Raw genomic sequence first — 13,265 nt, forward strand, 5'->3', positions numbered from 1 at the left:
GTCTTTCGCACCCGTATACGGCAAGCGGCCCGGAAGTACCTTTTTAGCCTGCTTTGCGTCGTCTAACTTCGCCGAACGTCGTCCAAATTATCATAACTTCGCATAAAATAGACAAATTTCGCCTAACTTCGTCGAACGTGCAAGAAAGCATTACTACAAATTTAATTTGTCGTTTTATTTTCCGGTTGCCTGCGACGGCTTGCAAACTCTGCCAGCCGCTTTATCGCTTGCAGCTCCCGCACCTCCTGAACCGCTAGGCGCTTTTCTAGTTGGTTAATTTTCTCATAGAATAACGTGTCCGTTATAAAATCTTTCTCTATGGCGGTCACTCTGTTCCCCAAGCTGATAACAAAGCCGCAGGCCGCCAACATTGCAGCACAGAGCGCCGTAATGACTGCGTTGATTATTGTATTTTTATTCATTGCTTTTAGTCCCTATTACTCCGCAGCATTATCGCTTTATAGTTTTTTATGTAGGCCGTTTTTTTTATGCTTGCCGATTATTTGTAAATCACATTACAGAACATAAAATAACCGCACAAGTTATATATTTATTAGACGTATATTTTATACGACCTTCGTTGCTTTGTTTCTTAGTGTTGTCTGCGTTGGCTTATCCTGCTTTTTACCTTGTAAGCGGGCACGGCTCAAGAGAGCATACGACAATAGACTTTATTAATCGGCCGATTGTTTTCAGTAATTACTATTTGATAGTCGTACAATTAAGGAAAGTTAACGGCATGTTTATCCGCAAAAACTGCGAAAAAAAATAAAAATAATCACTATTAGATTAGCTGTCTATTGTCTTATATATCACCACTGCCGACGGCTTCTTTTGAATAAGTATACAGTGTTGAATATGGCCCGCCAGCAGGCCGGGTACGTCAAACTACTGCCGCCTGCCAACTTCTGCCAACTGACTGCCGCCAACTTCTGCCAACTAATCCCCAGGCAATTGCCAGCTAAAAGTTCTGAGCGCCTGCTTGCTAAAGAATTCTAATATAACACCTCAAACACCTCTCTATATATTCTCTGTAAGCCGTTTTAACGTGTCATTTTGGAGCGCTAACAGCGTGCCCTATAGGTATGGATACCCGGGCCAATTAGCAGCCCTTAAACGGCTTTAAAACGCTTATTTTAATTTTTTACCCCCTGCACGATATTTTCAAACACCCATAGCATCAGCGCCAAGGCGTCGGCCTCATTGTCGTCTTCTGGCCTGTATCCGTGCTGGCGTACCGCCTCAAGTACTTGCGCCTTGGTGGCGTTTCCCCTCCCGGTGGCGTGTTTCTTGATGGTCCCCACCGGTACACCCTCGTAGGGTATCCCCCGCTTCTCACACCATGCCGTCAAGTGCGCCAGGAATCCCCCGTAAGCGTGTGCAGCATCCACCCCCAAGTGCCGCCGGACCTCCTCGTAATACACCACACCAAACGGCCCGGCAGTCTCGTGCAGCTCAGTCAGGAAGCGGGCAAACTTCAAGTAACGCATTCCGCCCCCCTGCCACCGGGTAGGCCTGAAGTTAACCGTCCCACTAGTCACCACCCCCGCAGGCGATTGAACCGCCCAGCCAGTCTGTGTACCAAGATCAAGCGCCAGCACTGTGAGCCGCTCGTTGTCGTCTTCTGTTTGTTCCATTCCGCTCCCCCCTAGAACTCCCGGAAAGTCAGCCGCACACGCACACCGAGAAACCCCTACACACTTATACTTGTATAAGTAATATGTTACTTATTCTAAAAATAAGTAACTTATATATTACTTATATATAAGTATATAGGGGGTTAGGGTTCCTATCTGGAAATACCCCTACAACCCTTGATATATATAGGTTTCCGGCAGTTGCACCCATAACCGGTGTCGTTTATCTCTGCCAACTGCGTAAAAATTGCAAGTTATTGATTATTAACGATTACCTTTAACAAGTAGATGGCAGATGGCAGAAAATTAGACGGTTTTGCCATCTACTTCTACCTATTTTAAGCACTTTTTAGCCGCCAATTTCCGCCCCGTCTCTTGTTACCCAGACGTCGGGATTTTCAACCGGTAAGACCGCACCAGTTTGCGGGCACCGGTAGTGCGTTGGCTTTATATGTAGCCAGCCTTGTCTAGCGTCGTCTTCTTTAAGATTATCCGACGCAGGTGGCGGGAATATCATGCCCTCTACACAGATGTAGCCGAACTTGCTACGAGCAGCAGGCGGCAGCCCGTAGTCTTTGGAATTCTTGAAAAATTTTATATGCCCTTTAGTAGATAAAACCGACAGCCGCTCTCTAATAGTCTTGTGACCGCCTAGACCTGCCTCCCCTTCGAAGGCGTCTGCGAACTGGTTATTGGTATATACTCGCCCCGCTATCGCCTCATCCGACAACAATTGTATAATCATGTCACGCTTGCGGCCCCGCTCGGCGTCTAGCTTTTCCCCGTAATCCTGTTGTATTAGTCGTTCGCTAACTGGGGTTATTTCCTTCCACTGCCCTTCACTTTTACACAACGTCTTGGTAGCAGGTGCCGAACCGTTACGCAGTTCAAATACAAGTTTTCTGTCGTTTGATTCTTCGTCCGGACGATAGAGCAGCAAGCCAGAAGAATAGTAGCCACGAAGGCTACCAGCACCAGAGAAAGCTAAAAAAGGGTCCTCTTTTACTTGTTGCTTGGCTAACTTCCGAGTATGGTGAACTAGTATTATCCCCGCTTCTGGGTTAATAGAATCCCGCAGTTTTTCGACACGCTCCTGTAAGAAATACATCATAGAGTTGTTGTCGTTTTCACTGTGACCACTTGGTCCGCCGTCGAATATATTGCGAATAGGATCTATAACTAGTAGGTCCATCTGTCCGGCTGCGTTAAACTCCTCTAAGCCCATCCGTACACACTCCATTCCATTGTCGTTCAATGTCATTTTAAAACGTGATGTTATAGACATGTTCGGCCCGGCCTTGTCTTTTATTTCCTCAGACAGCGGGATGCCCTGTACACGTTCTCGTAGGTAGTGGTAATCAATTTCGGCTTGTAAGTAGTAGATGCGCAAAGGACGAGGCGGCCGCATTCCTAAGAAAGGTTCACCGGCTGCCAACTGGATTAGCCAATTAAGTAAAAAGTCTGTTTTGCCTACCTTGGCAGCACCACCGAAAACGAGCAGGCCCCCCGGGGTTAATATGCGGGGCTCAATCAAGTCCAATGGCATTGAGCTGCCATCCTTAAACAGGGTACACAAGCCTTGTACCGGTGGTCCGGCCCTGTCTTTAATAGCTGTCATTGGGCTATCTAAAATAAAGCGCTTAATGTCTCGCCCTTCTGCTACTGCGTCGGCAGCATCCCACTTTATGGGCAAACCATCCGGCAATGACATAACAACCACTGTTCTAGCGCCAGCTTCTGCGATAGCCTTGGCCGCCTTTTGTGCGTAAGCTTTTCCGGCCTCGTCATTGTCCGGCCAGATGGTCACATTTTTGCCAACTAGCGGTCGCCAGTCGGTTTTATCCACAGGTGCGCTGGCGCCGTTCATAGCTGTTGTGGCTACTATTCCCTTATGGATAAGTGCGTCAGCCGCCTTCTCACCTTCAACTAATACGACACTAGCAGATGCAATTAAACCAGTTTGGTTGTATAATGGTCTTGGGCTGGGTGCTGCGTTGCGTCTTTTCTTAACGTCCCATGGCCGGTACTGCTTACCGCTTGGAGTGTCGTAGCGATAAACGCAAGCAATTAAACCGCCGTCCGAGTCCGTGTAATTCCATTTACACGAAGGCGGACCTAGCGTGTCCAGTTGGCAAACGTTTTTTTTAGGTGCTGATATCGTTCTGGCCTTTGCCGGTTGTAAATTCAACCAGGCACCGATATCACAAAGCACCTCAGGAAAACACGACGCAGTATCCATACCTCGAGCACCTGCCCAAAGGCTAAAGACGTCGCCACCCTCGCTTGTGGCAAAATCGTACCAGAGGCCGTGCCGACTGCCTTCAAGATTAACTGTAAGACTCTTACCGGGATGGCCTTGAAGATCACCGACAACAAATGTATTGCCCAGCCGCTTACCCGCTGGAAATAAATGCTTAAGCACCTCCGGCAACCTTTCCAACAAGGCTGTACGGGCTTCTTCTGTATCAATTATTTCATTTTCTGGTGTCTGGTCTGGTGCGTCGTTAAAATCTAGCCAAGTAATATTATCAGTCATCGTCCGTCTATCTCCTGCCAGCACCTGTCCTGCCAAGGGCAGAATTTACACCCAAACCAAGCCCGGTCGGCTGTAGCTCTGGGTAGTAGTTCGTCGGCGTCGCTAGCGGTTATAATTTTTACGCCACGATCTGAGGAACGCTGTGCCAGCTCGCCGTTAAATGGCACCCACTCGAAGTAAAGCTCGGCAGTGTCTTTATTAATAGCGGTAAATAATGCCGGGTTTTGTGATATGCCGGGTACTTGTTGCTCCATGTAGGCTTGATAAAGAGCAATCTGAGCAGCGTAGACAGGTTTGGAAAGGGTAACGCCCTTTCTGACTGTGTCTTTCCAACTCTTGCTGTTTAACGACTTTGTCTCCCATAGTGCGGGGTACTTGCCAGCTGCCAACTCTGCCAACTGTGGCCCGGCTGCAATGATTCCATCTATATGCCCACGAATACGCCCGCCCGCTACGTTAAAGCCGTATTGCTGGCCGTTTTCGGTTTCGGTAAATAACGCAAAGCCAGCTAAGCGTAGCCAGTTGGCTGCCAACTCTTCAAACACATGCCCGGCGGCAAAGATACGCAGCGTTTGCCCCTTAAGCGTGCGCCCCTTGTCTACTGGTGCGTGTAAATACTCATACTGCAAAGCACGATCACAGGCTACGCCCAAGCGTGAGGCACCTAGATAGTCTCGCCTCGTCGTTTGCCTTTCTGCTTGAAGCGCCTCGTCAATAAGCGACGTTAGTCGTTCAGATAGTGTAGGTTTATGGTTAAAATTAAGCATTAAAAGGGCACATCCTCTTCCAGCAATTCGTTCAAATATTTTTTATAGCTATCTGTTACAACTTTTATTAATCCTTCAATCTCTGTTTTACTATACTTCTCTAGCCCTTTACTCATGCCAATCTTTACTACATAGTCGGCTAACGGTTGCAAGGTTTTTTCACGAGCTTGTTGTTCCATTGTTTGCAGTTCTTTCATTAATTTGTCCTTATTTATGCATTTATAAAAAATATCTTGGCAGGCAAAAGAACAGAAATAACACTTAATTGTCGCCTGTTTTTTTTGTTCGCTTAAAAAACGAGGCTTTGGTGATGACCAACCAAAACCTCGCACCGGTTTAAGGCAGATAAAACAAGCCACGCTTATGTTACTTTGCTCTTTTTAGCGGCTGCAAATATGCGAGCCTGGATGCTTTTTTTATTAAATCGGAAAGCCAGCAGACAAGAAGCCCGGTAACGAGTTAGCCCGAAATCTGTAAGAAAGGCCGATGGCAGGTACTTGAGCTGCCCCGCCGTTGGCGATTGAGACAACCAGCTTAAAGACTTTTTGGCGGCGTCTTCTGTCTCGTAGGTGTTCATCCAGTCATTAGCGACCGCCAAGCATACAGACCGCTCACCTTTGGCTATTAAAGCCGCTCGTACATTTTTACCACCGCCGACGCCATACCAGAGGCCGTCTAAGCAAAAAATTCCGGCCCAGGCTGTAAAGCCTGTTGCCATTATGGCAGCATCATCCCCAAACAGATCACACCAGCAAAAAGACGAACGTTCAAGCAGGTCAATTTCAATCATTTTGAAATTGTCGTGTATATCCGGTTCTTTGTCCTCTTGCTCTTCCTTCTCCCACACATAGCCACAAAGAGCGCATATACGGCACGCTATAGGCACCACGGCCTCACACTCTGGGCAGAGCTTGGTAGGCTTCTCGCCTTTGTCGTCTTCGCCGTCTTGTCCGCCTAGGTCAATATCCTGCTCTAGTGTTCCATGTAAAATAACGCTGATACCAAAATCAAGAATAATACAATCAGTTTTTGTAATGTTTGGATATGTTTCCGGGTTAACGATACGCAGGCCCCGGCCAATCATTTGAACCATTGTGGACTGGTGAGAGCTTGGTCGCAAAAGTACGACGCAGCTTGTTGGAGGATAGTCAAAGCCCTCTGTAAGTACAGCGACATTGACTACTACTTGTGACTGGCCTTTTTCAAACCGCTCTAGCGCTTCTCGGCGTTCATCTTTTGGCAGGTCGCCGTAAACTACCTCGGCAGTTATTCCGGCGTTTTTAAAAGCCTTATGAACGTCTAGTGCATGATTGACGGTAGAGCAGAAAACAACGGTAGGCCTATCGCCTGCTTTTTCTTGCCAATGTTCAATAACTGCGTCTGTTACTGTCTCTTTGTTCATGATGGCGGCTACGGCTTCCATGTCATAGTCGGCGGCCGTTTGATTAACGTGCGCTAGCTCCTTCTGCGTGCCGACGTCAATAACAAAGGTTTTAGGCGGCACCAGATGGCCGGAAGCGATTAGTTCCGGTAGCGTTATTTGGTCTGCCACGTTAGTAAAAGCCGTGCGCAGACCTTTTTTATCTCCCCGGTTAGGCGTGGCTGTCACACCAAAGATAGCCGCAGCGGGGTTATTTTTTTTTACTGTTTCAATAATGCGATGATAAGTAGCAGCGGCAGCATGATGCGCCTCATCAATTACCAGCAGATCTATAAGCGGCATTGTGCTTATATTTGCATCTCGGCACAGTGTCTGGACCATGGCGAAGACGGCTTGGCCGGACCAATCCTTGCAGCTTGCATTAAAGACGGATGTCGTTAAATTAGGGTTTACTAATGAAAATTTTTGTCTATTTTGCTCTGTTAGTTCGTCACGATGCGCAAGTATGCACGCCTTGCCGCTAGAACCTTCTAAAAACTGGCCCGCCACCCCGGACAACATGATCGTTTTGCCGCTGTTGTGTGTTACGGTAAAGTCGCCCATCAAATACAGATTGTCACCATCTACGGTGAAGCCGTAAAAACTCCCCTTTCCTGCAAACTTGACCGAAAAGGCAGTGTAGGTTTTTTGGCTGCGTGTGCTTTTCTGTATTACAAGACTTTTATTTTTTATCGGGATGTCATTAAAATCACCGGTTATAAAAAATTTGTATTTATTGCACGCCCCGCATGGCGCTGTAATTTTACTAGCCTGCAATCCTAAGCTGCTCGCAATAAAAACGACGTCGTGTGCAAGTTGTTTGCTGTCTGTTGCGTACTCGATGCGGCCAACGTCCTTATAACCGCCGACATCTATAAGGCTCGCTAACAGGCTAGCCCGGATTTCTCGTGCGCCTGCTTTATAGATAGCGGGTATAAAGTTTTGACTAGTTGGTAAGCCGTAGAGATTAAGGCGGGCCAAGTGTTCGGCTAGTATATTGTTTGCGCCGTCTTCCTTGCGTTTAAAGTAGCAAAGCTTACCAGGCCTGCCCAGCGTTGCCCGCATTTCCAGTTTTAGGCCCAGCAGGTCGGCCATTTGCTGGCAATACTGGACAATATCGAAATTAATAGTAGCGATAGCAGGCGAGGCGCCGTTCGATTTTAATGCCCTATCGCTAAGCAGTAAGCCGAGAAGATACGGCGGAATAGGCGGCTGCGGCACTGGCTTAAAATCTACCGCCACCCGGTAAAGCTTATACTTTTTTTTAAAGCAAGACGGGCTACAAAGATAGCCCGCTACGCTAATGTTGACTACATCGTCGTTTAACGTAGCAGTGTTTTTATTTTTTTTTTTTTCGTTAGCAAGCGAAAGTATATGCCCCCTGTTTACTGTAAAAGACCCGCCCTTACTTGGTGTTATTCTGTATAGGCTGTCTACCCCTGTGTGCAGCTCTGTCACTGTTCTGGGCTGACTGTCCGGCCCCATAAGTTGGTCGCCGACCTGTATATCCTCTGCCGATTTTACTGTTCCGTCGTATAGTAAAATGGGGGTGCCTTTTGCATGGCATCCCGTAGGCGCTACGCCTAGCGTGTTTTTATGTTCTTTTAACGCAGCAATGCTGCGCTTTACAAAGGTATGCTGCCTTGGTCGTAGAATCATCAAGCGCTCCTCACTGTGCCCAGCTAGGCCGACTTGGTGCTGGCCGGGCTGTTGGCGCTGTTGGGGCTGTTGGTTGTGCGATTGGAGCGCCGTCCGGCCCCATTATCTCCGAGTATTTTTTATGTTCTGGAGTAACTGCAAGTTTTATAACGTTTCTGTCTTCGTTATTTCGGTCTCTTTCTATTCCAATCTTTGCAGCAAACATAAGCCCGTCTAAGGCTGTAAAGTCTTTTATACAACGGGCTTGTCGTGCTCTTGGCGAATCGTCCGACGGGGAAAGCCTGTAAGCGGAATTCAAGATACTTTTTATAAACTTGCGGCCAATGTTGGCCCACTCCGGCCCCTTTGGGCTAAATAAGCCTATAAGCCCCCATATTTTGCGACGAGCGTACGGACCTTCCAGTACAACAAACTCGACGCTAAGATATACGGCGCCCGTCTGTCCTAGCGTGGCTAGTCCATCTGTCCAACCTTGTGCCGCATCGGTATGGCCGCCCGGTTTTATGCTCATACGTACACGAGCTAGAGTGCCAGCCGGGATAATGTCAAATACTTGCGCGTCTTCTGCGTCGTTGAAATCGTTCCATATAGTCATAGTTGTTTTTCTTTAGTGTTTGTTATTGGTTAGGCTTGTCGGCTGGCTGCGCTTTATGCTTTTTAAACGACAAGCGCTCTTTTATTGGCTTTGCTGGCCCGTGTATTTTTTTCATTAGCTTGCCAAGGTGTGGCGCCTCAATCATATCCAGGCGCCCACTTCGATCTTTGGCCGGGTAACCGTAGGGGTTTAAGGTGTGATTGATAAAGGCACGATAGGGGACGCTATTGTCGTCTACAAGCTCTGCTAACGTGATGACTTGGTCTACGACACCTGGCAATTCTAGTGCAGTTTTAGCGCCATCAATTTGCGGTGCGTAAACTTTTCTGTTGTAGTCGTCTAGCCTCTCGTCCAGAATGCCAACGAACCACAAGTTTTTGTTGCGAGTGTGTTGCAGGTGAGTAAGCCAACCTATCATTTCTTGCCCGTGCAAGCCGTAAGCGCCACGGCTGTCTGGTTTGCCGGTTCGTTCGCTCATGGCCTGCGGCTGACCTTTGCACCATTGCAAGCACAGGCGGCCCGCCACGGTAATAGAATCAACAAAAACAGTGTCGTATTTATTGAGCACGGCTGGATTGCCAAAGCGTTCACATACGGCTTCAAAATGTGCTTGACTGTACGGTTGCTCATCCCTTAGCGCTGGATTAGGCCCGCCGATAAACACGGCAAAATCTCGGCATTCTGGCCAGGTTCTTGGCCGTATTGTGTCACCCTCCCAACCTTCAACAGCAAGGTCCCCGGCCTCAAGGTCAAAAAAAAGCGTTTTTTTCTCATCAAGCGACCAGAGTAAACTAGTTTTACCAATACCCGAGCGGCCAAAAATACAGCCGCTTACGCCTCGCTTTTCTGCGAGGCGTTGGTCGGCGGTTATTATAGGAAAACTCATGCCCGGCACTCCTTTCGCTTGCAGAATGGCAAAGCTTCGTCAGTAGGTAAAGCCCCAATCATTTTGTTTAAGTCGAGCAAAGTATCAAGCGCTTTTTTCTGTTTTAACATGCTTATAATTCTTCTTTCTAGATTGTCGGTAGCGTTTTTTATATCGTTTACCGATGCTTTCTTAATATCCACCAGCTCACAACAATGTGCGTCTTTGTATGGGTAAACCTCAACCAGCTCCGGCAAATTTTCCACTAAAAAATTATAATGTTTCGGGCAAGCCGTTGTTTTTTTATCGTTTTTTGTTATCGTTTTCTGCTCTTCCATGTTTATTTTTCTTCTTTTGCTTGGAGTTGGTAGACAGGTTTCCCAGTTTTTAAAGTGCGAGCAGTTGTAAAAACTTGACGCAATGATTCCGGCCAAGCGTTATATTTACGTTCCGATACTTTGTATGTGACGTCTAAGAAATCCCCAGGTTTTTCGCCTGAATCTTTAAGGCGTTGGAAAATCTCAGCTAGCTTTTTCTGGTCCCATAAGATGCGCTTGGGAATGTTTGAAGTTATATACACGTCGCCGTCTATAAAGCGTACTGTCCCTGTTTCCTTGCTTTGTTCGTGCCGTACAGTTTTCTCCCGCCACTGATATTTTAAAGTGATGGAACCGGCAATAAACTCACTGATCAATTCTGCTCGTTCTAGGTTTTCTTGTGCCTTTTTTTGCAGCTCCATCAAAACATCAGGCGATAGGCTGATAAGCTCCTCGGCCGTTAGGCTTTGCGCATACTCAAGAGACATACTCATAACTGTACCTCTTTTGCTGTGTTGGCCCGAAACTCTGAGACGCTGCCGTATATGCGCTCTTGTTCGTATGCCTCTACATCTTGCAGTCTGTACAGCACTTTAGCGCCCGCTTTTAAATAGCGGGGCCCCTTTCCTTGCGTACGATAGGCGGCTAGCGTTCCTTTTGCCATGCCCCAACGTTCGGCTAGTTGGCTTTGTGTTAAATGCTTTTCAGTCATTTATATAAGTTTCCTGTTGTTATTGATATGTTTTTTTTATATGACGTTTTTTTTTACAGCTTTCAATAAAGCGTCGTATAATGTTTACATAAAATTACAACATTTTCTACTATTTTATAATTTATTTTTATTTAATAGTTGGCAATATTTACCGGTTTAAAGAGCAAGCAAGGAAAAAAATAATGAGCGAATCAGGCACATTAAACACACTAGACACGCTGGGCAAGCGTTTAAAATGGGCAAGGCTGACAGCACACAAAAGAAAAGAACAGGAGAAAAAACTAACGTTAAAATATGTTTCAGACTTTGCCGGCGTAGCTTTGTCTACTATAGACAAATTAGAAAAAGACCAAAGTCAAGGTAGCTATAAAATTAACTGGGATGAGCTGGCCAGACATCTAAGAGTAGACAGAGGCTGGCTACTTCATGGCGATACGGTTACAAAAAGTCACGACCTACAAAAGCTTAAAAAAGCTAATGAAAATAACACTTTTATAGAGGTGATAGGCGTTATAAATGCTCTGACAGATCAATATATTAATTGGCAACGGACGGGCAAGCCATCGCATTTATTAAAAGGTTCAATAATTGAAGCGTGTAAAAGAGTAATAGAAATAGGTAAAAATGAATAGCTTTTTTACTTTTTTACATTTATTTATTTTAATAAATAATAAAATTGACTTTTATTTGTATTAATGTAAATAATAAATAAACAAGCTTAGTTAATTACAAATACAAAAAAAAGGAAATGTAAAAAAATTATGGTTAGCATTAAAGCCCCAAAAAGCTACCCGCAGCCAGCTAGGCTGCTGCACTGGAAGAAAGTGCAAAATATAGTACCCATTAGTCGCACAACCGCCTGGCGGCTGGAGAAAAGCGGGTTATTTCCACGGCGTCGGCAGTTAATGGGTACTAGAAACGTAGTCTGGGTTGAATCTGAAATACTTGACTGGCTGGCCAGTCATCAGCCCGCAATAGAATAGCATTACATTCTAAAAAAAAAAAGAAAGCTGTGAACAATGTACAGCTTTCTTTTTTTTGTCCTCGTCCGCTTATGCGGCTTCGCTTGTCGGCCGTGTTTTTTTATCACATCCTGCAATAATCCAGCGTAGATATTTTTCCCACGTATTTATTGCCGCCTGCTTTTCCTTAAAATAACTATAGCGGTCGTAATGTTTGCTTGAAACGTCGCTTATAGTGTGGTTTTGTATTCTGTCTCTGTCTTCTTTACAGATACCGGCCTCGCCCATAAGTGTCTTACATGTGCTTCTAGAATCTTTTGGGTAAAATGCCTCAAAGTTATCGGCCTGCCCCATGCTTTTAAGCGTGTTTATATGCTTTTTGAGTGCCTGGCTTGGCCCGACTTTGCTGACATACTTATCCATTCTAAATACTACACCCTTGTGTGATGCTGGAAATAAAAAAGGCGTATGGCCTGTCAGCTTGTGCAATTCGGCCAGCAAATCCAACGACAAACTAGACAACGGTAACATATGCCAGCGTTTTATTTCTCGCCCGGTTTTTAGTATTTCCGGCGGTAGCCCTAGCTCTGCTTTATCCCAGTTCACATACTCCCATTTTACTTTTGCCAACTCTTCAACACGTAAGCCCGCAATACTGAAAAGCAGCTTAAAGTATAAGACAAATAACGGCGACATCTTGTACGCCCCTTTTACATGCTTTTCAATTTTTACGTTGTCAACCGTGTCAACAAGTGCGCCCGACTGATAAACGGGCAACGACTTCCAGAAGTGGTGCAGCTCTTCTTCTGTTAAAAATCTGTCTCGAACTCGCTCCCAGTCTGCCTGAATTGGGATACATGTGACAGGGTTGAAAGGTATAGCGAATTTTATAGGCTTGTTAAGATATGTACGGGGATCATTGTCTTGTAATATTCCTCGATTGTATGCAGCGTGCATAATGCCACGCACTCTGTTTGCTGTTGTCGTAATGCCTTCGTCCATCATTTTTTTTAATACTTTTATTAAGTCATCCGTTGTTACATTGCACGCTATTTTATTGGCAAGCTCCGGGAACGGTTCAAGCACATAGTGCTTTAAATTGTATTCCGCATGCGTCCAAGACCTGCGCTCGTGCGTTTTCAACCAGATAATATAAGCATTAAAAAGATCAGACAGGCTGCCTAGCTCTCTTCTGTTCTTTTCTTCTCGTAACTTATGCGTTAGCTTGTCTTGCTTGTGTTCTTTTGGGCAGACTCTCTGCCTTACCAGTAGCGAATATTCGCTAGCTTGTGCCCGGGCTTCTGCCAGAGTTACGCCGAAGTCGTTCGCATTGGCTTTATAGTCGCCGATTTTTATTTTTTTCCTATATTTGCTGTTAAGATAATAACCGAAATGAAATTCTTTTTTACCTCTTGGTGTGACTCGTAGTAGTAGGCTGCCTGTATTTTTTGTGCCTTTTTTTTCTGTTATGTAGTATTCTTTTTCTTTTGGCTTAAAGTTTCTTACTTGCTTGTCTGTTAACATGTCTGTTGTACTCCTTTCTCGCTTAGTAGAAAAAACTAATCTTTAACCGCTTGGCTTATGTGCTTATGTGTGCTGTTTTATGTATTGTATACTTTTTGCAATACAGAAACAAACTTTTAACGCTTTATATAAAAAACTATGTTTTTTTTTGCGTTTTTCATAAAAAAACAATAGTTTACGTAAAGCTTAGAAACATAAGTAAAAGCCGAGAAACATTTAAAACATTAGCCTTTATTGCTGTCATTATAGAGCTTAATCGCAGCCAGGTCAA

13 protein-coding genes are annotated in these 13,265 nt (G+C 45.5%); 1 reads left to right on the forward strand and 12 read right to left on the reverse strand.

The features are described 5' to 3' along the window. Positions 1-161 precede the first annotated feature (161 nt). The 11 genes from V6Z81_09935 to V6Z81_09985 form a co-directional block, all read right to left on the reverse strand. Positions 162-422 carry a hypothetical protein gene (locus tag V6Z81_09935; protein MEG9862784.1) on the reverse strand — a complete coding sequence of 87 codons (261 nt, stop codon included), beginning with the start codon at positions 420-422 and terminating at the stop codon, positions 162-164. A 714-nt stretch (positions 423-1,136) separates the two neighbouring features. Then, entirely contained in the window at positions 1,137-1,637 is a 501-nt protein-coding gene (locus tag V6Z81_09940; protein MEG9862785.1) for a hypothetical protein, read from the reverse strand. A gap of 349 nt (positions 1,638-1,986) precedes the next feature. Beyond that, positions 1,987-4,173, reverse strand: coding sequence for an AAA family ATPase (locus V6Z81_09945; protein ID MEG9862786.1), 2,187 nt, complete (start codon positions 4,171-4,173; stop codon positions 1,987-1,989). Then, positions 4,170-4,940: a hypothetical protein gene (locus V6Z81_09950; protein ID MEG9862787.1), complete on the reverse strand. Its 771-nt coding sequence runs from the start codon at positions 4,938-4,940 to the stop codon at positions 4,170-4,172. Before V6Z81_09950 ends, V6Z81_09945 begins: the two co-directional genes overlap by 4 nt. Continuing rightward, positions 4,940-5,137, reverse strand: a complete 198-nt coding sequence (locus tag V6Z81_09955; GenBank protein ID MEG9862788.1) for a DUF6511 domain-containing protein — start codon at positions 5,135-5,137, stop codon at positions 4,940-4,942. Before V6Z81_09955 ends, V6Z81_09950 begins: the two co-directional genes overlap by 1 nt. 164 nt (positions 5,138-5,301) lie before the next feature. Then, positions 5,302-8,019: a Hint domain-containing homing endonuclease gene (locus V6Z81_09960; GenBank protein ID MEG9862789.1), complete on the reverse strand. Its 2,718-nt coding sequence runs from the start codon at positions 8,017-8,019 to the stop codon at positions 5,302-5,304. Between the two features lie 10 nt (positions 8,020-8,029). Next, the gene (locus V6Z81_09965) at positions 8,030-8,614 is read right to left on the reverse strand and encodes a hypothetical protein (GenBank protein ID MEG9862790.1); all 585 of its coding nucleotides are present in this window, start codon (positions 8,612-8,614) and stop codon (positions 8,030-8,032) included. Between the two features lie 22 nt (positions 8,615-8,636). Beyond that, positions 8,637-9,500, reverse strand: coding sequence for an ATP-binding protein (locus V6Z81_09970; GenBank protein ID MEG9862791.1), 864 nt, complete (start codon positions 9,498-9,500; stop codon positions 8,637-8,639). Further along, on the reverse strand, positions 9,497-9,817 hold the full coding sequence (locus V6Z81_09975) for a hypothetical protein (GenBank protein MEG9862792.1): 321 nt from the start codon (positions 9,815-9,817) through the stop codon (positions 9,497-9,499). The genes V6Z81_09970 and V6Z81_09975 overlap by 4 nt, the downstream gene beginning before the upstream one ends. A gap of 2 nt (positions 9,818-9,819) precedes the next feature. Continuing rightward, positions 9,820-10,290, reverse strand: coding sequence for a hypothetical protein (locus tag V6Z81_09980; GenBank protein MEG9862793.1), 471 nt, complete (start codon positions 10,288-10,290; stop codon positions 9,820-9,822). Then, on the reverse strand, positions 10,287-10,508 hold the full coding sequence (locus V6Z81_09985; GenBank protein MEG9862794.1) for a helix-turn-helix domain-containing protein: 222 nt from the start codon (positions 10,506-10,508) through the stop codon (positions 10,287-10,289). Before V6Z81_09985 ends, V6Z81_09980 begins: the two co-directional genes overlap by 4 nt. A 182-nt stretch (positions 10,509-10,690) precedes the next feature. On the opposite strand from V6Z81_09985, the gene V6Z81_09990 reads away from it, so the two are divergent. After that, entirely contained in the window at positions 10,691-11,140 is a 450-nt protein-coding gene (locus V6Z81_09990; protein ID MEG9862795.1) for a helix-turn-helix transcriptional regulator, read from the forward strand. Between the two features lie 420 nt (positions 11,141-11,560). Here V6Z81_09990 and V6Z81_09995 read toward each other — a convergent pair whose 3' ends face one another. After that, entirely contained in the window at positions 11,561-12,994 is a 1,434-nt protein-coding gene (locus V6Z81_09995) for an integrase family protein (protein ID MEG9862796.1), read from the reverse strand. Positions 12,995-13,265: the final 271 nt, after the last annotated feature.

The organism is Parvularculales bacterium, assembly GCA_036881865.1.
Lineage (GTDB): Bacteria > Pseudomonadota > Alphaproteobacteria > JAPOUT01 > JBAJNM01 > JBAJNM01.

Coding starts and splice junctions, on each gene's coding strand:
- V6Z81_09935 (MEG9862784.1), bottom strand. CDS start 422: ATGAATAAAAATACAATAATCAACGCAGTCATTACGGCGCTCTGTGCT.
- V6Z81_09940 (MEG9862785.1), bottom strand. CDS start 1,637: ATGGAACAAACAGAAGACGACAACGAGCGGCTCACAGTGCTGGCGCTT.
- V6Z81_09945 (MEG9862786.1), bottom strand. CDS start 4,173: ATGACTGATAATATTACTTGGCTAGATTTTAACGACGCACCAGACCAG.
- V6Z81_09950 (MEG9862787.1), bottom strand. CDS start 4,940: ATGCTTAATTTTAACCATAAACCTACACTATCTGAACGACTAACGTCG.
- V6Z81_09955 (MEG9862788.1), bottom strand. CDS start 5,137: ATGAAAGAACTGCAAACAATGGAACAACAAGCTCGTGAAAAAACCTTG.
- V6Z81_09960 (MEG9862789.1), bottom strand. CDS start 8,019: ATGATTCTACGACCAAGGCAGCATACCTTTGTAAAGCGCAGCATTGCT.
- V6Z81_09965 (MEG9862790.1), bottom strand. CDS start 8,614: ATGACTATATGGAACGATTTCAACGACGCAGAAGACGCGCAAGTATTT.
- V6Z81_09970 (MEG9862791.1), bottom strand. CDS start 9,500: ATGAGTTTTCCTATAATAACCGCCGACCAACGCCTCGCAGAAAAGCGA.
- V6Z81_09975 (MEG9862792.1), bottom strand. CDS start 9,817: ATGGAAGAGCAGAAAACGATAACAAAAAACGATAAAAAAACAACGGCT.
- V6Z81_09980 (MEG9862793.1), bottom strand. CDS start 10,290: ATGAGTATGTCTCTTGAGTATGCGCAAAGCCTAACGGCCGAGGAGCTT.
- V6Z81_09985 (MEG9862794.1), bottom strand. CDS start 10,508: ATGACTGAAAAGCATTTAACACAAAGCCAACTAGCCGAACGTTGGGGC.
- V6Z81_09990 (MEG9862795.1), top strand. CDS start 10,691: ATGAGCGAATCAGGCACATTAAACACACTAGACACGCTGGGCAAGCGT.
- V6Z81_09995 (MEG9862796.1), bottom strand. CDS start 12,994: ATGTTAACAGACAAGCAAGTAAGAAACTTTAAGCCAAAAGAAAAAGAA.